The sequence below is a fragment of the Streptomyces kryoterrae genome (assembly GCF_054072135.1).
In genome coordinates, this window is record NZ_CM133358.1 from 9846657 (window position 1) to 9865397 (window position 18741).

At 71.0% G+C, this 18741-nt stretch carries 17 protein-coding genes; 7 read left to right on the top strand and 10 right to left on the bottom strand.

Going from position 1 to position 18741, the window contains the following annotated elements; translation table 11 throughout:
* Positions 1-18: 18 nt before the first annotated feature.
* From ACW4TU_RS43875 to ACW4TU_RS43900, 6 genes are read right to left on the bottom strand one after another with little or no spacing between them, the layout of a single operon-like run.
* Positions 19-1176 carry an acyl-CoA dehydrogenase family protein gene (locus ACW4TU_RS43875; RefSeq protein ID WP_457422950.1) on the bottom strand — a complete coding sequence of 386 codons (1158 nt, stop codon included), beginning with the start codon at positions 1174-1176 and terminating at the stop codon, positions 19-21.
* Between the two features lie 17 nt (positions 1177-1193).
* Positions 1194-1706, bottom strand: a complete 513-nt coding sequence (locus ACW4TU_RS43880; RefSeq protein ID WP_457422952.1) for a DoxX family protein — start codon at positions 1704-1706, stop codon at positions 1194-1196.
* Positions 1703-2614, bottom strand: coding sequence for an SDR family NAD(P)-dependent oxidoreductase (locus ACW4TU_RS43885; protein ID WP_457422954.1), 912 nt, complete (start codon positions 2612-2614; stop codon positions 1703-1705). The genes ACW4TU_RS43880 and ACW4TU_RS43885 overlap by 4 nt, the downstream gene beginning before the upstream one ends.
* Before the next feature lie 13 nt (positions 2615-2627).
* Complete coding sequence (locus tag ACW4TU_RS43890; protein WP_457422956.1) at positions 2628-3794, bottom strand: CaiB/BaiF CoA transferase family protein; 1167 nt, start codon at positions 3792-3794, stop codon at positions 2628-2630.
* Positions 3795-3824: 30 nt separating this feature from the next.
* On the bottom strand, positions 3825-4604 hold the full coding sequence (locus ACW4TU_RS43895) for an enoyl-CoA hydratase/isomerase family protein (RefSeq protein WP_457422958.1): 780 nt from the start codon (positions 4602-4604) through the stop codon (positions 3825-3827).
* Position 4605: 1 nt separating this feature from the next.
* Positions 4606-5361, bottom strand: coding sequence for an SDR family NAD(P)-dependent oxidoreductase (locus ACW4TU_RS43900; protein ID WP_457422960.1), 756 nt, complete (start codon positions 5359-5361; stop codon positions 4606-4608).
* 85 nt (positions 5362-5446) lie between these two features.
* Here ACW4TU_RS43900 and ACW4TU_RS43905 point away from each other — a divergent pair, with 85 nt between their 5' ends.
* From ACW4TU_RS43905 to ACW4TU_RS43930, 6 genes are all read left to right on the top strand, one after another.
* Positions 5447-6589, top strand: coding sequence for an acyl-CoA dehydrogenase family protein (locus tag ACW4TU_RS43905; RefSeq protein WP_457422962.1), 1143 nt, complete (start codon positions 5447-5449; stop codon positions 6587-6589).
* Between the two features lie 106 nt (positions 6590-6695).
* Positions 6696-8186, top strand: a complete 1491-nt coding sequence (locus tag ACW4TU_RS43910) for an aldehyde dehydrogenase family protein (RefSeq protein ID WP_457422964.1) — start codon at positions 6696-6698, stop codon at positions 8184-8186.
* 65 nt (positions 8187-8251) lie between these two features.
* On the top strand, positions 8252-9826 hold the full coding sequence (locus ACW4TU_RS43915) for an AMP-binding protein (protein WP_457422966.1): 1575 nt from the start codon (positions 8252-8254) through the stop codon (positions 9824-9826).
* Between the two features lie 4 nt (positions 9827-9830).
* On the top strand, positions 9831-10982 hold the full coding sequence (locus tag ACW4TU_RS43920) for a thiolase family protein (protein WP_457422968.1): 1152 nt from the start codon (positions 9831-9833) through the stop codon (positions 10980-10982).
* Positions 10979-11380 carry a Zn-ribbon domain-containing OB-fold protein gene (locus ACW4TU_RS43925; RefSeq protein WP_457422970.1) on the top strand — a complete coding sequence of 134 codons (402 nt, stop codon included), beginning with the start codon at positions 10979-10981 and terminating at the stop codon, positions 11378-11380. The genes ACW4TU_RS43920 and ACW4TU_RS43925 overlap by 4 nt, the downstream gene beginning before the upstream one ends.
* Positions 11381-11385: 5 nt before the next feature.
* Positions 11386-12144, top strand: a complete 759-nt coding sequence (locus ACW4TU_RS43930) for a FadR/GntR family transcriptional regulator (RefSeq protein ID WP_457422972.1) — start codon at positions 11386-11388, stop codon at positions 12142-12144.
* 27 nt (positions 12145-12171) lie between these two features.
* Here the strand turns inward: ACW4TU_RS43930 and pepN are convergent, their stop codons facing one another.
* The 4 genes from pepN to ACW4TU_RS43950 all read right to left on the bottom strand — a co-directional run bounded on the left by pepN (position 12172) and on the right by ACW4TU_RS43950 (position 17685).
* A complete protein-coding gene (gene pepN, locus ACW4TU_RS43935; protein ID WP_457422974.1) occupies positions 12172-14610 on the bottom strand; it encodes an aminopeptidase N in 2439 nt (812 codons plus the stop codon).
* Positions 14611-14728: 118 nt separating this feature from the next.
* The gene (locus tag ACW4TU_RS43940; RefSeq protein WP_457422976.1) at positions 14729-15751 is read right to left on the bottom strand and encodes a TIGR03617 family F420-dependent LLM class oxidoreductase; all 1023 of its coding nucleotides are present in this window, start codon (positions 15749-15751) and stop codon (positions 14729-14731) included.
* On the bottom strand, positions 15748-16884 hold the full coding sequence (locus ACW4TU_RS43945) for an acyl-CoA dehydrogenase family protein (protein ID WP_457422978.1): 1137 nt from the start codon (positions 16882-16884) through the stop codon (positions 15748-15750). The genes ACW4TU_RS43940 and ACW4TU_RS43945 overlap by 4 nt, the downstream gene beginning before the upstream one ends.
* A gap of 3 nt (positions 16885-16887) precedes the next feature.
* Entirely contained in the window at positions 16888-17685 is a 798-nt protein-coding gene (locus tag ACW4TU_RS43950; RefSeq protein WP_457422979.1) for an enoyl-CoA hydratase/isomerase family protein, read from the bottom strand.
* Positions 17686-17796: 111 nt separating this feature from the next.
* Between ACW4TU_RS43950 and ACW4TU_RS43955 the strand changes: the two genes are divergently transcribed.
* Positions 17797-18663 (top strand): crotonase/enoyl-CoA hydratase family protein, encoded by an 867-nt coding sequence (locus ACW4TU_RS43955; RefSeq protein ID WP_457422980.1) that lies wholly within the window; start codon positions 17797-17799, stop codon positions 18661-18663.
* Positions 18664-18741: the final 78 nt, after the last annotated feature.

An 18741-nucleotide genomic window follows, 5' to 3' on the forward strand; every position in this document is an offset into this window, starting at 1 on the left:
CCTCCTTGCCGTGCCCGTTCAGCCGCGCGCCGCCTCCCCCAGCAGTGCTTTCGCGATGATGACCTGCTGGATCTGGCTGGTGCCCTCGTAGATGCGGAACAGGCGGGCGTCGCGGTAGAAGCGCTCGACGGCGACTCCGCGCATATAGCCCGCGCCGCCGTGGATCTGCACCGCGCGGTCCGCGACCCGCCACACCATCTCGCTGGCGAAGTACTTCGTGCAGGACGGGCCGACCTTCGTGTCCGAACCGGCGTCGAAGGCGCGGGCGGCCTCCAGGACCGTGGCGCGTCCGGCGTAGTAGTCGGTCATCGAGTCGGCGATCAGGCCCTGGACGAGCTGGAAGGAGCCGATGAGTTTCCCGGACTGCTTGCGGGTGCTCGCGTACACGACCGACTCGTCCACCAGACGCTCGGCCATGCCGACCATCAGCGCGGAGATGTGGACCCGTCCGTGCGCGATGCAACCCATCGCCGTGGAGAAGCCCCGGTTGAGACCGGCCTCGCCGCCGACGAGGGCGGAGACCGGCACGCGTACGTCGTCGAAGTACACGTCCGCGGTCCAGGCGCCGAACTGGCCCATCTTGTGGTCCTTGGGAGCCACGGTGAGGCCCGGGGTGCCGGCCGGGACCAGGAAGGTGGAGATGCCGCGCGTGCGCGGGGCGTCCGGGTCGGTGCGGGCGAAGACCATGAAGACGTCGGCGAGCGGGGCGTTGGTGATGTACCGCTTGGCGCCGTTGATCACCCAGGTGTCCCCCTCCCGGTGTGCCCGCGTGGTCAGCGTCGAGGGGTCGGAACCGGCGTCCGGCTCGGTGAGCGCGAACGACGCCAGCACCTCGCCGGAGGCGATCCGGGGCAGCCACGAGGCCTTCTGCTCCTGCGTGCCGCCGACCATGAGGACATGTCCGGCGATGCCGTTGTTGGTGCCGAACATCGACCGCAGCGACGGGGTCGTGTAGCCCAGTTCGAACATCAACCGGGCCTCTTCGTACATCGACAGGCCGAGGCCGCCGTACTCCTCGGGCAGCGCGAAGCCGAAGAGGCCCATCTTCTTCGCCGCCTCGCGGATGTCCGGCGGCATCTCGTCCTTCTCGTCGATCTCCGCTTCCAGCGGCACGACGCGTTCCCGGACGAAACGCCGGACCTCCGAGAGCACCGCTGCGAAGTCCTCCGCGTCCATGTGGTCTCCCTTGCAAGTCACTCGTCTGTCCCGCTCGGTTTCACGTCAGGCCGGTAGCACACCGCCAGCAACGCCGCCGCGCTCGCCGTACCGATGCCCGCGGCCAGCAAGGCGGTCCCCGCGCCCGCTCGTTGGCGCCGCAGCAGCCCGTCGATCGAGTACCGGCCGTTGCCCAGTGCCGCCAGCGCGACGGCCGCGCCGCCCACGACACCGACGTACTCCCAGCCGCCCTTGAAGACGAAGAAGCCCTTGCCTCGGTGGTCGGTGCGGGCCGCCACGGTCATGAGTCCGACGGCCGCCGCCGCGGGCAGGGGGCCCGCCGCGCCGAGGGTGATGCCCACGCCCGCCGCCAGTTCGGTGCCGGCGGCCATCCGGGCGTGCACCTCGGCCGGCTTGAGACCGAGCGCCTCGAACCAGCCCGTCGTGCCCACCAGCCCGCCCGGTCCGGCGACCTTGTTCCAGCCGTGCGCGAAGAGCATCGGGCCGAGCGTCGCGCGCAGTACCAGGGCCGCGACGTCGTGGCCCTTCACTGGCCGACCCCCGTGGCCCGGCCTGCGGGCGCCACGCCGTACAACCGCGGTACGGCGTCGACGAGTTCGTCGTACGTGAGGGCCTCGCCGGACTCGCTGGGGTGGACCCCTGCGACCGTCCAGCCCTGCAGCCGGTTCAGCCGGTTGCCCTCGATGCGCAGGACCTGGCCGGTCAGCCAGGCCGAGCTGTCGGAGGCCAGGTAGACCACGACACCGGAGGCGTTGGCGGGATCGCGCGGGTCGAAGCCGTCGACGGCCCGGAGCGAGGCGCCGACGTCGAGCCCGTCCGTCATCCGGGTGGCCGCGATCGGCGATATGGCGTTCGCGGTGACGCCGTACCGGCGCATCTCCAGTGCGGTCAGGACGGTGAGCGCGGCTGTCCCGGCCTTCGCGGCACCGTAGTTGGCCTGCCCCTGGTTGCCGAACAGGCCTGTCCCGGACGTCGTGTTGATCACGCGGCCGGCGACCCGCTCACCCCGCTTCGACGCCTCTCGCCAGTACGCGCACGCGTGCCGGGTCAGCGCGAACGTGCCCTTCAGATGCACCGCGATCACGGCGTCGAACTCGGCCTCGCTCATCGAGAACAGCATCCGGTCGCGCACGATCCCCGCGTTGTTCACGACGATGTCGAGGCGCCCGAACTCCGTGACCGTGTCCGCCACCATCGCCTCGGTGGCCGCCCAGTCCGTCACCGAGGCGTGGTTGGCGACCGCCCGGCCGCCGAGCTTGGTGATCTCGGTGACCACGTCGTCGGCGGGGGAGTCGCCCGTGCTCTCGCCGTGCACGCCCGAGCCGAGGTCGTTCACGACCACGGTCGCGCCCGCCTCGGCGAGGGCCAGACAGTGCGCCCGGCCCAAACCTCTGCCACCACCGGTGACGATGGCGATTTTGTCGTCGAGGATGCCCACGTCCTGCCTCCTGTTATGGGTATGTCCGGTCGAGTTCGCGGAGTACGTCGTCCGTGTGCTCGCCGAGGGTCGGCGCGCCGGTGCGCGGTTTGTCGTCGACTCCCCAGAAACTGACGGGGGTCGCGACCGCCCGCAGTGGCGGCGCGTCACCCATGCCGGGCTGCTCGACGAACGCCCCGACGGCCTCCGCCTGCGGATCGGCCGCCACCTCCGCCAGAGTCTGTACGGGCGCCCACCACACGCCCTCGGCGTCGAACCGTGCCGCCCACTCGTCCAGCGTGCGCTGGGCGAACTCCTGGTCGAACTCGGCGATCAGTTCGCGTACGTGGCCCCGCCGGGCCTTGCCGGTCGCGAACCGCTCGTCCGTCGCCAGGTCCTCGCGGCCGAGTGCCTTGACGACACCGGGCCAGTGCCGGTTGCCCTCCAGGCCGACGAGCCAGAACCAGCGGTCGTCCGCGGCCCGGTAGCTGTTGTAGAGCGGGGACTCGTGTTCGGTACGGTGACGGGTACGGCCCCGTTTGCCGAAGTAGTTCTGCAGGGCGAGGTCGTTGCCGTTGGCGTACGTCCCGGAACGCAGCAGCGATACGTCGACCACACCGCCCTCGCCGGTGCGTTCCCGGCGCAGCAGCGCCGCCAGCACCCCTGCCACCAGGTTGGACGCGGCGGTGCGGTCACCGAGGCCGGGCCGGATGCCGGGCGGGGGTTCCCCGGCGGGGTTGAGCATGGCGGCGATGCCGGGGCGGGCCCAGAAGGCGGAGACGTCGTACCCGGCCCGGTCGCGCTCGGCGCCCGTCCAGCCGTAGCCGGTCAACGTGCCGACGACCAGGCGGGGATGACGGGCACGCAGCTCGTCCGGCGCCAGGCCCAGCCGCTCCAGGGCGCCGGGACGGAGGTTGGTGACGAACACGTCGGCCCGCTCCAGCAGCCGCTCCAGTACGTCCTTGCCGCCCTCCGAGCGCAGGTCGAGGACGATCCCGCGCTTGCCTCGGTTGTCGCTCTCGAACGGGGGCGCACTGTCGATGTCCTGACCGACGTGCTTGAGCGTGTACCGGTTGGGATCCCCGGTCGGCGCCTCCACCTTCACCACGTCGGCGCCCCAGTCAGCGAGCATGGTGGCCGCGGCCGGAGCCGCCACCCACATACCCAGCTCCACGACGGCAATGCCTTCCAACGGCCGCACGGCCCACCTCCATGTCTGTCGGGACGCCTGCTACACACCGCGGAAGTCGCCCGGGCGGCGCTCACGGAAAGCCTTCAGCCCCTCGGCCCGGTCCTCGGTGGAGAACAGCACCGAGACGGTCTCGCGCTCGTACGCGATCGCCGCCTCCAGGTCCATGCCGAGCCCGTAGTCGATCAGCCGCTTGCCCGCGGCGAGCGCGCGCGGGGCCCCGGCCGCCAGCGCGGCGGCGAGTGCCTCGGCGACAAGCAACGCCTCACCGGGTGCGGCCAGTTCATTGACCAGCCCGAGCGCGTGAGCCCGCTCCGCGTCGATCGGCTCGCCGGTGAGGATCATCTGCTTGGCGATCGCCGGCGGTAGGAGACGCGGCAGCCGCTGCGTGCCGCCCGCGCCCGGCAGCACGCCGAGTCTCATCTCGGGCAGGCCGAGCCGAGCGCCCCGCTCCGCCACCCGCAGGTCACAGGCGAGCGCCAGCTCCAGACCGCCTCCGAAGGCGAACCCGTGGACGGCGGCGACCGAGGGCTTGGGGAAGTCCTCCAGGAGTGCGTACGCCTGCGTCAGTCGCCCCACGAAGGCCCGGAACTGCCCGGGAGTCGTGAACGACTCGATCTCCCCGAGGTCGGCGCCGGCCGAGAAGGCGCGGCCCGCGCCGGTCACGACCAGGGCGCGTACGTCGTCGTTGTCGCGGATCTCGTTCAGCGCCCAGGTGAGCCGGTCCACGGTCTCGGAGCCGACGGCATTGAGCTGCCCGGGTCGGTCGAGTGTCAACACGGCGATTCTGTCCCGGAGTTCGACGCGCAGCACGGTGCTCACCTCAGACCATCGTGAGGCCGCCGCTGACCGAGAGCGTCTGCCCGGTCATGTAGGCGGCGTCGTCGGACGCGAGGAAGGCCACCACACCGGCGATCTCCGCCGGCTGGGCGACACGGCGCAGCGGGATCGCCCGCACGGTCGCGTCGTACATCTTCTGGCTGTACTCGGCGACCTGCCCGAGCAGCGCGGTCTCGGTCGGCCCCGGGCAGACGCTGTTCACCGTGATGCCGTGCCGGGCGACCTCGCGGGCGAGGGCCTTGCCGAAGGCGATCACGCCGCCCTTGGTCGCGGAGTACACGACCTCGCCGGAGGAGCCGACCCGGCCGGCGTCCGAGGCGATGTGGACGATCCGGCCGCCGCCGCGTTCGATCATCGGGTCGAGCACCGCCCGGGTCACCGTGATCGTGCCGCGCAGATTGACGGCGATGATCCGGTCCCAGGTGTCCTCGGTGCTGTCGACGAACCGGCCGAGGACGTCGACGGCCGCGTTGTTGACCAGGACGTCCACGGGACCGAGCTCGGCGTGCACCCGCTCCACGGCGGCCCGGACGGCCGTACTGTCGGAGATGTCCGCGCCGACTCCGGTGGCTCGCACCCCGTACCGCTCGGCGAGCCGGGCCGCGACCTTTCCGGCGGCCTCGGCGTCCAGGTCGCAGACCGCGACCGAGGCTCCGGCGGCGGCCAGGGCGTCGGCGATCGCCTCGCCGATGCCGCGTCCCGCTCCGGTGACGAGTGCCACCTTGTCCCGTACGCTCACGCGCCCTCCCTCGCCCAGCCCTCGATACAGCGCTATCGTATAACTACTTCAGCTTAATAAGCGAGATGCCTGAGTGGAGTCGAGCATGCGCCGTACGATCTTCACCGCGGAGCACGACCTGTTCCGCGAGACCGCCCGCGCCTACTACCTGCGGGAATGCGCCCCGCACACCGAGGAGTGGGAGCGGGACGGACAGGTGAGCCGCGACGCCTGGGCGGCGGCGGGCAAGGCCGGACTCATCGGCTGGCAGTTCCCCGAGGAGTACGGAGGTCAGGGGATCTGGGACTTCCGCTACAACGCGATCATGGCGGAGGAGATGGCGGCCACCAGCTCGGTCGGCATCGGGCTCGGGCTGCAGAACGACGTCGTCCCGCCCTATCTGGCGACCCTCACCACCCTTGAACAGAAGGCCCGTTGGCTGCCCGGAGTGATCAGCGGCGAGACGATCTGCGCGCTCGCGCTGTCGGAACCCTCCGCCGGGTCCGATCTCAAGGGCATCCGCACCACCGCCCGGCGGGACGGCGACGAGTGGGTGATCGACGGCTCCAAGACCTTCATCACCAACGGCATCCTGGCCGACCTGGTCATCGTCGCGTGCAAGACCGACCCGGACGCCGGCCACAGGGGCATCAGTCTGATCGTCGTCGAGCGCGACGCCGTGGGCTTCGAGCGCGGACGCAAGCTCGACAAGGTCGGGATGAAGGCCCAGGACACCGCCGAACTCTTCTTCCACGAGGTCCGCGTCCCCGCCGAGAACCTCATCGGGCAGGAGGGGCGCGGTTTCTACCACATGATGGGCAACCTCCCGACCGAGCGCCTGGCCATCGCCGTCTCCTCGCTGGCGGCGGCCGAGCGCGCCTACGAGCTGGCGCTGGAGTACGCCAGGACCCGTACCGCTTTCGGTCAGCCGATCGGCCAGTTCCAGGCCAACAGGTTCGCCCTCGCCGACATCAGGGCGAAGCTGAACGCCGCCAGGGTCTATGTCGACGGCTGCATCATGGCCCTGTTCCAGGGCGAGTTGACGGCCGAGGAGGCCGCGGCGGCCAAGTACTGGACCTCGGAGACCGGCTGGGAGGTCATCGACCGCTGCATGCAGCTCTTCGGTGGCTACGGCTATGTCAACGAGTACGAGATCGCGCGCATCTGGCGCGACAGCCGGGTGCAGCGGGTGTTCGGCGGGACCTCGGAGATCATGCTGGAGATCGTCGGGCGGTCGCTGGGGCTCTGACAGGGGGCTGTGGCGCGGGGTCCGTGACAGGCATTGATTGATTCGGCTGAATAGGTTATCTATTTAAGCTGTACGGATGTGGTGACAGTGGGCTCCAGGAGGCACCGTGGTCACGGTCGATGTGAAGCTGCACCAGGACAGAGCCGAGCACGACCTGCCGCAGCCGCGGCTGGTCATCGGCGGCAAGGACGTCACCGACACGAGCGGCGGACTCTACGAGCACCGCAATCCGGCGACCGGCCTGGTCCAGGCGTACATCCCGCTCGCGGGACCCACCGAGGTCGACCGGGCCGTGGCAGCGGCCCGCCAGGCCTTCGAGGTGTGGGGCACCATGCGCCCCGCCGAGCGCCGCCGGCTGCTCACCCGCTTCGCCCAGCTCCTCCGCGACCACATCACCGACTTCGCGGCGATCTGCCCGCTGGAGAACGGCGTCTGCATCGGCGGCTGGGCCGAGAACGTCGGACCCCACGTCGCCGAGTGGACCGAGTACTACGCGGGCTGGGCCGACAAGATCGAGGGCATGGTCGGCGCGGCCTACAGCCCGCACGAGAACGTCGAGTACACGATCGCCGAGCCGTACGGCGTCATCGGCCACATCATCACCTGGAACTCGCCCGCCCTGTCGCTGGCGATGAAGGTCCCGCCGTCGCTCGCCGCCGGGAACACCGTGGTCATCAAACCGGCCGAGTCCACGCCGTTCTCCGCGCTGCTCTTCGCCGACCTGGCCCGCGAGGCGGGCATCCCCGAGGGTGTCGTCAACGTCGTCACCGGACTCGGGGACGCCGGATCGGCCCTGGTCACCCACCCCGGCGTCGACAAGATCTCCTTCACCGGCGGCCCCGCCACCGCACGCCGCATCATGGCCGTCGCGGCACTGAGCCTCAAACCCGTCGTGTTCGAACTGGGCGGCAAGTCCGCCAACCTGCTCTTCGCCGACACCGACCTGGACACCGTCGTCCCGTACTGCGCGGCCTTCGCCATGAGCAACACCGGGCAGGGCTGTGCACTGCCCACGCGGCTGCTGGTCGAGCGCCCGATCTACGACGAGGTCGTCGGGCGAGTCGCCGGAGTGGTGGCCCACCTGCCCGTCGGTGATCCGCTCGACCCGGCGACGTACATCGGCCCCCTCATCAACGAAGCCGCCCGCGACCGCGTCCAGGGCGTGATCGACAAGGCGGTCGAGGGTGGCGCGGGACGGCTCGTCCACGGCGGTGAACGCATCGACGCCGACGGCTACTTCGTGTCCCCGACCGTCTTCGCGGACGTCGACAACCGCAGTGACCTCGCCCAGCAGGAGATCTTCGGCCCGGTCCTGGCCATCACCCCGTTCGACACGGAGGACGAGGCCGTCGCCCTCGCCAACGACACCGAGTACGGCCTGTCCGCCTACGTCCAGACCCGTGACATCACGCGCGTCAACCGCCTGGTGCCGCGGCTGAAGGCCGGGACGGTCTACGTCAACCCCGGGCCGAATCCGATCACCTCACCTGCCACGCCCTTCGGTGGTGTCGGGATGAGCGGGTTCGGACGGGAGGGCGGCAGGGCCGGCCTGGACGAGTTCGTCAGCGTCAAGGGTGTCGGCATCGGCCGCGTCTGACCGGTACCTCCGAAGCCTCGCTGAATCCCTGCCAAAGCCCTCCCGAAGCCTTTGGAGCCAAGAGCATGCATCCCGCCCGCCGGCTGACGTTCGGCGACCTCATCCGTGAGCACCGCAGGTCCTTCCCCGATCGTGTCGCCCTCGTCGACGGCGAAGTCCGCCTGACCTGGCCGCAGTTGGACGAGCGCACCAACCGGCTGGCCCACGCCCTCACGGACGCGGGCGTCGGCGCCGGTGACCGTGTCCTGTGGCTGGGGCAGAACTCCTTCCGGATCTGGGAGCTGCTCGGCGCCGCAGCGAAGATCGGCGCCATGGTCTGCCCGGGCTACTGGCGCTGGGCCGCCCCCGAAATGGCCTTCGCGGTCGAGGACTTCGACCCCAAGGTCGTCGTCTGGCAGGACGAGGAGATCGGGGACACGGTCGGCAAGGCCTGGGCCGAACTGGGCAGCGGCCAACGGGCGATGTGGCTGCGACACGACGGCGAGGGCGCGGACTCGTACGAAGCCTTCCTGGCGGCCGGCTCCCCCGAGGACCCGGCAGCCGACGTCGACCCGGACTCCGCCCTCCTGGTCATCTACACCGCCGCGATGAGCGGACGCCAGTCCGGCTCGATGCTCTCCCACCGCAACCTGCTCGCCATGGGTGCGGGTGCCGCCTGGATGGGTGACATCGGCACGGAGACCTCCTTCCTCGGTGCCGGACCGATGTTCCACATCGGCAACTACCAGTTCTGGGGTGTCCCCGCCTTCGTCCACGGCGGCAAGAACGTGATCGTGCGCCGTGTGGTCGCCGAGGAACTGCTCCCGCTGCTGGCCGAGGAACAATGCACCCACGCCTATCTGATGCCGCCGACCATCGCCCAGCTCGTCGCCCTCAACAGGGAAGCGGGTCACGACCTCTCCCACCTGCGCGCCAGTGTCGCCGCCCCGCTGTGGCAGGGCACGGTGCCCACCGACACCAGCCGCTTCACCCGCAACGGCGGCGGCGAGGGCCGCGGCTACGGGCAGACCGAGGTGACCGGCTTCGCCGTGACCGGCGCCTACGGCGGCAGCGGCGCAGGCAACGCGGGACGCCCGGGGCCCTCCACCGCCGTACGCGTCCTCGACAGCACCGGCGAGGAGTGCGCGGTCGGCGAGGCCGGCGAGATCTGCGTCCGCGGCGACCTCGTCCACCTCGGCTACTGGAACCGGCCCGAGACCAACGAGGAGCGCTTCCGCTTCGGCTGGTGGCACACCACCGACCTCGGGCGGCGCGAGAGCGACGGCACGATCAGCTTCCTCGGGACGACGACCCGCATGCTCAAGTCGGCCGCCGAGAACATCTTCCCCGCCGAGGTGGAGAACTGCATCGAGTCGCACCCGGCGGTGAAGGAGGCCGCTGTGATCGGTGTGCCCAACGAGCGCTGGGCCCAGGACGTCAAGGCCGTCGTCGTGCTCCGGGCGGGCGCCGAGCCGGTCACGGCCGAGGACGTCGTCGAGCACTGCCGGGCGCGGATCGCCTCGTACAAGAAGCCGAAGACGGTGGAGTTCGTCGAGGCGCTGCCCCGCACCAAGGACTTCGCCAAGGACTACGAGGCGCTCGACGAGCGCTTCGGCGGTGGCGGGTATCCCGGCGGCGACACACTCGGCGCGGGACGGTGACGCCGTGAACGGCCGCCGGCCCGTGATCGTCGGCGTCCACGCCACCGAACAGGCGCTCAGGCTCCCCGACCGTGACGCGATGGACCTCGCCCTCGAAGCGGTGAGCGGCGCGATCGCCGACGCCGGACTCACCCCGGCGGACGTCGACGGCGCCCAGGTCGACTGGCCAGGCCCGGGCGGCGTCCCCGGCGAGGGCAGCTCCTGGGCGCGCATGCTCGGCCGGAACCTGCGCTGGACCAGCGACTCGATGCTCGACAACGCCGGCTCCCGGGGGCTGCTGAAGGCGGCTGCCGCGATCAGCGCCGGATACGCGGACACCGTCGTCGTCGGCGGCTGCAAACTGGTCTCGCGCGGGGCCGGCCCGGTCGGCGCCGGGGTGCCGCTGGAGTTCGCGGACGTCTGGGGCAGCTATGTCGTCGCCCAGTTCGCACTGGTCGCCGCACGGCACATGCACGAGTACGGGACGACCTCCCGCCAGCTCGCGGAGGTCGCCGCCACCATCCGAAACAACGGCACCACCAACCCGGAGGCGATGATGTACGGCCGCGGCCCGTACACCGCCGACGACGTGCTCGCCTCCCGCATGGTGGCCACGCCGTTCCATCTGCTGGACTGCTGCATCGTCGGCGAGGGCGGCGCCGCCCTCGTGGTGACGACCGCCGAACGCGCCCGGGACCTGCCGCACCCGCCCGTCGCCGTACTCGGCGGCGGCATGGAGTACCACCAGGCCGCGTACGCCAACCCGGCGCTGCACCGGGAGGTCGGGCAACTCGGCCGGGACGCGGCGACCCGCGCCTACGCCATGGCCGGGGCCGGCCCCCACGACGTGGACGTCTTCTCCCTCTACGACCCCAACTCGTTCGAGATCATCCGGCAGTTGGAGATCCTCGGCCTGTGCGGCGAGGGCGAGGGCGGACCTCTGGCGGCGAGCGGCGCCATCGCCGTCGGCGGCAAGCATCCCGTCAACCCGGACGGCGGCTGTCTGGCGTACGCGTGGAACGGGACCCAGCAGATGACGCTCAAAGTCGTGGAGGCGGTACGGCAGTTGCGTGGCACCGCCGTGCACCAGGTCGAGGGCGCGGAGCTGGCGGTCGTCGGCAACGCCGGATCCGGGGCGCAGCACTACGAGATGAGCCTGCTCGGGAGGATGCGATGAGCCGACCCGTACCCGCCCCCACCGAGCTGTCCCGGCCCTTCTGGGACGCGGCCCGGCGCGGCGACCTGGTCGTCCCGTACTGCCCGACCTGCGACCTGCGCTTCTTCGTGCCCGAGCCCGCCTGCCCCGGATGCATGTCGAGGGACTGGCGCTATGTGCCGAGCGCGGGCCGGGGAACCGTCTACTCGGTGACCGTCGTCCACCGTGCGCCGGGGCCCGGGTTCGACACGCCTTTCGCGCTGGCGGTGATCGATCTGGACGACGGCGGCACTCTGCTGTCCCATGTCGACGCGGGTGAGCCGGACGGTGTGGCCATCGGCCTGCGGGTCCGCGTGGACTTCCGGACGCTCACCGACGAGATCACCCTGCCGTACTTCGTACCGGACGCGGGCGACTGAAGGAGATGGACGCCGTGGCGAACACGCCGGTACGGGTCCCCAAGATGGCCGAGCTGGTGGCGGCACAGCTGCGCCGCAAGATCGTGCGCGGGGAACTGGCCGAGGGGGAGGCGCTGCCGGCCGAGACCGCGCTGATGGCGGAGTTCGCCGTGTCCCGGCCGACACTGCGCGAGGCGTTCCGGGTCCTGGAGTCGGAGTCGCTGATCAGCGTGCGCAGGGGCGCCCGGGGCGGGGCGCGGGTGCAGACCCCGGAAGGCACGGTCGCGGCACGCTACGCCGGGGTGGTCCTCGAATACCGGGGCACCACCCTCAAGGACGTGTACGACGCCCGTACGGTCATCGAGGCCCCGTGCGCCGGTCTGCTGGCCGGGCGGCGCACGGACGGGGACCTGGAGCGGCTGCGGGCCGCCGTCGCCGAGGCCGAGGCTCTCATGGACGATCCGTCGGCGTTCATCCGGGCCCACATGGAGTTCCACGCCCTCGTCGTCGAACTGGCGGGCAACGAGACGCTCGGCGTTCTCAACGGCATGGTCCGGCACATCATCGACCAGGCGAACTGGTCCCACGTCGACCTCGACGCCGGCAGCCCCGAGAACGTACGGGCCAACCGCCGGGGGTTCCGCGCCCACGGCGCGCTCGTCGACCTGGTGGCCGCGCGCCGGACCGAGGCCGCCGAGGAGCTCTGGCGCCTGCACCTCCAGGAGGCGGAGGACTACCTGCTGCAGAACAGGTCCATGACCACCGTCCTGGACCTGCTCGGCTGACCCGACCCCTCGGCGCGCGGCCGCCGGTCAGGAACTCCGGGTGCGGGCGCGGAGCATGCGGCTGATCGCGTCAGACCGTTCCAGCAGCGTGGCGCGGACCACGGGGGCGGCCTCCTGGGACGCCTTCTGGGCCCTTTCGATGTACGCGTGGTCGATGGCGTGCGGTGGGAAGAGGTGGCTGGTGTACACCATTGCCTGGATCATTCCGCCCCGGTCCATCTCGGCGATCAACCCCAGGTATTCCTGCGCGTAGGGCGCCAGCAGGGTCTCCTGGTCGGGGCGCCAGAAGGCCGCGGCCACATGGTGGACCGAGCTGACGGGGAGAACGCGGTCCAGGGCCAGTTGCTGCCAGACCTCCGCCTTCGTCGCGGCGTCGGGCAGGGCGGCTCGTACGGTGAGGGCGCGGACCCAGGCGTCCGGGTCCGGGTCGCTTTCGAGCAGGCGGGCGGCCTCGGCCGAGACGTCCCCGCCCAGTTCCGCCTCACGGACCAGCGCACGCCAGCGCAGGTCCACGTCGTCGCCCGCCTGTTCACGGAGCCAGGCCAGGTCGTCCGCGTCCGTCGCGGTACGGGCCAGCCCGCGCAGCGCGACCTGACGGCGTCCGGGGTTCGCGGCGAGACGACGGCAGGCCGCCGCCACCGCGTCCGTCAGGCCGGCGCGTTCGGCGGGCGGCGCCCACAGTTCGGCGATGTTCGCGGCGAGGTTCACATACGGCTCGATGACGGCGTCGGACGTCTCGATCGCCAGGACAGCGGTCATACACCGCCCGGCTTCGGCCGCAGTGGCCTCACCGGTCATCAGCATGTCCCACACGGTGGCCGCGGCCACGCCCCGCGAGATGGCCGTGGGCAGCTCCGAGGCCGCACGCAGCAGCGCGTCCCTGGTCGTGGGGTCCGGTCGGGTCGTGGCGAAGGTCAGGTCCTCGTCGTTGACCAGCAGGACGTCCGCCGTCGGCGGGAGGCCGCCGACCGGGGTGCGGGCCTGCGTCACCTCGACCCGCACGAGCGCGCTGCGTTCCAGTGCCTCGCCGTTCCTGTCATAGGCGCCCACCGCGAGTACCTGCGGACGCGGCGTGCCGACCGCCACCAGGGTGACGGACTCGCCGTCATGCTCCAGCAGGAAGCGGTCGGTGCCCGCCGTCTCCAGCCAGGCCGTCCGCCAGGCGTCCAGATCGCGTCCACTCGCCTCGGAGAGGGCGACGATCAGGTCCTGCAGAGTGGTGTTGCCCCATGCGTGGCGGGCGAAGTAGTCGGCCATGCCGGCCCTGAAGCTGTCTTCGCCGACGTACGTCATGAGCTGTTGGAGGACGGAGGCGCCCTTGGGGTAGGTGATGTTGTCGAAGATCGACGCTGCCTGGGCGACATCGTGGATGGGCTGGTGGATCGGGTGGGACACCGGGCCCTGGTCGGACAGATACGCGGAGAGCTTGTTGCCCACCAGGTGGCTCGCCCAGGCGTCGGTGTACCGGGTGGCGCGCTCGGCGGCCCAGTGGCAGGCGAACTCCGCGAACGCCTCGTTCAGCCAGAGGTCGTCCCACCAGCGCATCGTGACGATGTTGCCGAACCACATGTGCGCCATCTCGTGCAGCAGCACCTTGGCGAACAGCTCGCGCTCGGCGGGCGTCGGCGTGGCCCGCCGCAGGTACGCGTCGGACCAGGTCACGCAGCCGTAGTTCTCCATCGCCCCGCCGAACTCGGGCATGAACACCTGGTCGTACCCGCGCTGCGGGAACGGCATCGCGAAGACCTCGCCGTAGAAGGCGAGGCCCTGGCGGGTGAGGGTGAAGATCTCGTCGGCGTCGCGGTCGAGGACCTCGGCGAGCGAGCGGCGGGCGTACAGGCCGAGGTCGTGACCGTCGGCCTCGCGGCGGACCTCGTGGAAGGGGCCCGCGTTGACGACGGTGTTGTACACCGACAGGGGCGGGGTGTCCGGGAAGGTCCAGCGGCGGGCCGAGTCCAGCTCCTCGACGCGCGCGTCACCGGAGTTGCTGGTGACGGTCCACGCGGTCGGGGCCGTGACGGTGATGGCGTGCGGAGCCTTCAGGTCGGGCTGGTCGAAACACGCCCACACGAACCGGGCCTCGTCCGGTTCGAAGCTCATCCACACGTAGACCTCGCCGTCCGCGGGGTCGATCGCCTTGTGCACGCCCTCGCCCGTGGCCGTGTCGGCCTGCACGCTCTCCACGCGCAGCACGTTGTGCTCGGCCAGGCCGGGCAGGGGAATACGGCCGCCCTCTCCGGTGGAGGCGAGGGCGACGCCGTTCAGCGTGGCGCTGCGGATCTCGGCCGCGCAGTCCACGAAGGTCTCCGCGCCCGGCTCACGACACGTGAACGTCACCGTGGACACGCACCGGACCTCCGGCCCTTCGGACAGACCGGTGAGATCGATGTCCACGTCGTACCGCTCGACCGCCAGTGGCCCGGCCCGGCGCTCGGCTTCGGTACGGGTCAGGCTACGGATCCCCATGCGTGGTCCTTCCTCGGCGGACGTCGGACGTCAGCGTACGACGGAGATCACCGATGAACGCAGGCAATTCACAAGGCCGCACGACGCTGTACGAGGCCGCATGCGGCGGTACGAGGGTTCAGCTGTCGCGCAGCTCCCGCACGATCGGCTCCCACACCTCGGGGTCGGTCTCGTACGCGGCGTAGAAGGACACCCGGTCGACCAACGACCCGTACCTGCGCCGGATCTCGCCCGCCACGCGATCCGGCTCCGCCACCACCGCGAAGGTGTGCAGCACCTCGTCGTCGACGAGTCCGCTCATCGCCTCCCACTTGTCCTCGCGCCGGGACGTCGACAAAGCGTGCAGCTCGTCGCCGAGTTCACCCCAGCCGTGCAGCTCCAGCACCCCGCGATAGGCGGGCGTGCTGCCGTAGAAGGCGATCTGGGCACGGGTGCCGTCGATCGCCCGGGCCATCTCCTCCTCCGTGCGGCCGGTCGCGGTCAACAGCAGATGGGAGACGGAGAAGTCGCCGCGTGTACGGCCGGAGGCGGCCAGCCCCGCCTCGACGGTCGGCAGGGTCACCTCCCGCAGATACCGCTCGGTGGTGAAGCCGTGCGCCAGGAGCCCGTCGGCGACCTCGCCCGCCACCCGGGTCATCGCCTCGCCGACCGCGGCCACGAACACCTTGGGCGGGCCGCCGGGCGCGGGCGGGGGAGAGAAGAACGGGGACATCAGCGTGTGCGAGTAGAAGTCGCCCCGGAAATTGAGTCTCTCGCCCTCGTTCCAGGCCGCCCAGATCGCGTGCAGCGCGCTCACGTACTCCCGCATACGGGCCGCGGGCCGGCTCCACGGCATGTCGAAGCGCCGCTCGATGTGCGGTTTGATCTGGCTGCCGAGGCCGAGCGAGAACCGCCCTCCCGCGTAGGTCTGCAAGTCGTGGGCGGTGTACGCGAGTTGCATGGGGGAGCGGGCGAACGCCACCGCGATGGCCGTGCCGACCTCCAGCCGGTCGGTGTGCTCGGCAGCGAGCAGCAGCGGCAGGAAGGGGTCGTGCTTGGACTCCGACGCCCACAGGCCGTCGTAGCCGGCCTTCTCGTGGTGCCGGGCCTCCTCGACCACCTCGGCGATGCCCCAGACACCGAGCTTGCCGTCGATCTTCATGCCGCTCCTTCTCCCGTGCTCATGCCGATGCGTCGCGCCAGCAGCTCTCGGTGATACGCCGGATCGCCGAACAGCAAGTGTGATGTCCTGGCCCGCTTCAGATACAGGTGGGCCGGGTGCTCCCAGGTGAAGCCGATACCGCCGTGGACCTGGATGTTCTGCTCCGCCGCCTGCACACAGGCGTCGGAACAGAACGCCTTGGCGAGGCTCGCGGCGGCGGACAGCCCAGGGTCCTCGTTCCCGGCGGCGAGCAGTGCGTAGTGCGCGGCGGCCCGAGCCGACTCCACCTCCAGGAGGACGTCGGCCAGCAGGTGCTTCACGGCCTGGAAGGAGCCGATGGGCCGCCCGAACTGGTGCCGCACCTTGGCGTACTCGACCGCCATGTCCAGCGCCCGGGAGGCCACCCCGACCTGCTCGGCGGCGAGCGCCACCGCGGCCCGGTCGAGCACCTCGGCCACCAGGTCCCAGCCGCCGGTGTGGGTACGCAGCCGGGTGGCCGGCACGTCGTGGTAGTCGAGGCGCGCCTGCCTGCGGGTCGGGTCCATCGTGGGCAGCGGCTCACGGGCCAGGCCGGCCGCGTCGCCGTCCACGCAGAAGACCCCGATACCGTCGTCGGTACGGGCGACGGTGAGGACGACATCGGCGGTGGCGCCGTCGAGGACGAACACCTTGTGCCCGGTGAGCCGCCAACTCCCGTTGCTTTCCCGGGCGGTGAGGCGGATCCCCGCCGTATCCCAGCGGGCGGAGTCCTCGGTCAGGGCCAGCGTCCCGACGAGTTCGCCGGAGGCCAGGCCCGGCAGCAGGCTTTTGCGGGCGTCCTCGTCGGCGCTGCGCAGCAGCGTGGTCGTCGCGAGCACGGCCGAGGACAGGAACGGCGCGCACAGCAGCGCACGGCCCATCTCCTCCATGACCACGCCCACTTCGACGGGCCCGCACCCGGCACCGCCGTACTCCTCCGGAACGGCCAGCCCCTGAAGACCGAGTTCCGAGCCCATCCTGCGCCACAGCGCCGGGTCGAAGCCCTCCGGGGTCTCCATCAGCCGCCGCACCTCGGTCTCCGGCGAGGTGGCCGCGAGGAACGCCCGTACCGTGCGCCCCAGTTCCTCCTGCTCCTCGCTGAACGCGAAGTCCATGCCTCAGCCCTCCCCACCGGCTCGGCGGCTCTCGCGAGACGCGATGATCTTCTCGACGAGGGCGATGTGGTCCGGTGAGCGCATGCTGTCCCGCTCGGCGAGCAGGGCCGGTTCCAGCACCGTCGCGAGCGCCTGCTCCAGATGCAGGTTCACCGCGCGCTTGGTCTCGCGCAGCGCCTGCGCGGGCAGCGCGGCCAGCCGTCCGGCGAGGTCCATGGCCTCGTCCAGGAGCTTGTCCTTCGGCACGGCGCGGTTGGCGATGCCGAGCCGGACCGCGTCCTCGGCGCTCACCCGGTCGCCGAGGAACAGCAGTTCCTTCGCCCGGGTCAGGCCGACCAGCAGAGGCAGCACAAGAGCCCCGCCGTCGCCCGCGACCAGCCCCACCTGGACGTGCGGATCGGCCACGTAGGCGTCGTCGGCGATCAGTACGAGGTCGCTGAGCAGGGCCAGGCTGCAGCCGAGGCCGACGGCGGGGCCGTTGACCGCCGCGATCACCGGCAGCGGGCAGCGGACCATGCCGGTGATGATCCGCCGGGCCTCGTCGACGTTCTGCTGCCGGAAGGCGCTCTCGCGCTGGACCCGGGTCATGATGCCGAAGTCGCCCCCCGCGCTGAACGCCCGGCCGCGCCCGGTGAGCACCACCACCCGCGCCTCGGGATCGTCGGCGACCTCCTCCCAGACCGACGCGAGACCGGAGTGCAGCTCCTCGCTCATCGAGTTGAGCTGGTCGGGCCGGTTCAGCTCGATCAGCCGGACCGGACCACGGGACGTCACCACCAGATCCGCCATGTCCACACTCACCGCCGCAATCCAGAAAGAGTCAGTAGAGTTGAATGGTATAACTAATTAAGCGTGCGGGGAACGTCTGCAGGGAACCGCCCGCAGATGCGGCGAGGCCGAGGGAGGGCATGTATGCCGGAGCAGGAGTACGAGACCGTGCGGGCCGAGGTGGCGGACCGGATCCTCACCGTCACGCTGAACCGGCCCGAGAAACTCAACGCCTTCAACCCCCGGATGATGGCCGACCTGCTCGACGTCCTGGACGCGGCCGACGCCGACGACGACGTACGGGTGATCGTGGTGACCGGTGCCGGGCGCGGGTTCTGTGCGGGGGCCGACGTCAGCTCCGGCGGTTCGTCCTTCGACCACCGCAAGGCGGGTGAATGGCACCGGGACACCGGCGGCCGGGTCGCGCTGCGGATCTTCTCCTCCACCAAGCCGGTCATCGCGGCGATCAACGGCCCGGCGGCGGGTGTCGGGGCCAGCATGACCCTGCCCATGGACATCCGGCTGGCGTCGACCTCGGCGAAGTTCGGCTTCGTCTTCGCGCGCCGCGGCATCGTGCCGGAGTCCGCGGCCGGCTGGTTTTTGCCGCGGGCCGTGGGTATGCAACGGGCCATGGAATGGGTGGCGACCGGCCGCGTCTTCGGCCCCGACGAGGCACTGGCGGCCGGACTGGTTCGCTCCGTCCACCCGCCGGAGGAGCTGCTGCCCGCCGCGTACGCGCTCGCCCGGGAGATCGCCGAGAACACCTCGGCGATCTCGGTCGCCCTCTCGCGCCAGATGATGTGGCGGATGCTCGGCGAACCCCACCCGATGGCCGCACACCGTCTCGACTCGCGGATCATGAGCCAGATCGGCGGCGGCCCCGACCCCGTGGAGGGCGTCCAGTCGTTCCTGGCCAAGAGGCCGCCCGCCTTCCCGGGAAGGGTCAGCAAGGACATGCCGCCCGTCTACCCCTGGTGGCAGGAGGAGGAGTTCCGGCCACTCGGGTCGTAGGCGTCGAGATCTGGCCGAAACATTGTCGTAGTTTCTTCGAAGTGTTAGCGTCCGGTCGGCGGGCATTCAGTTGAATGC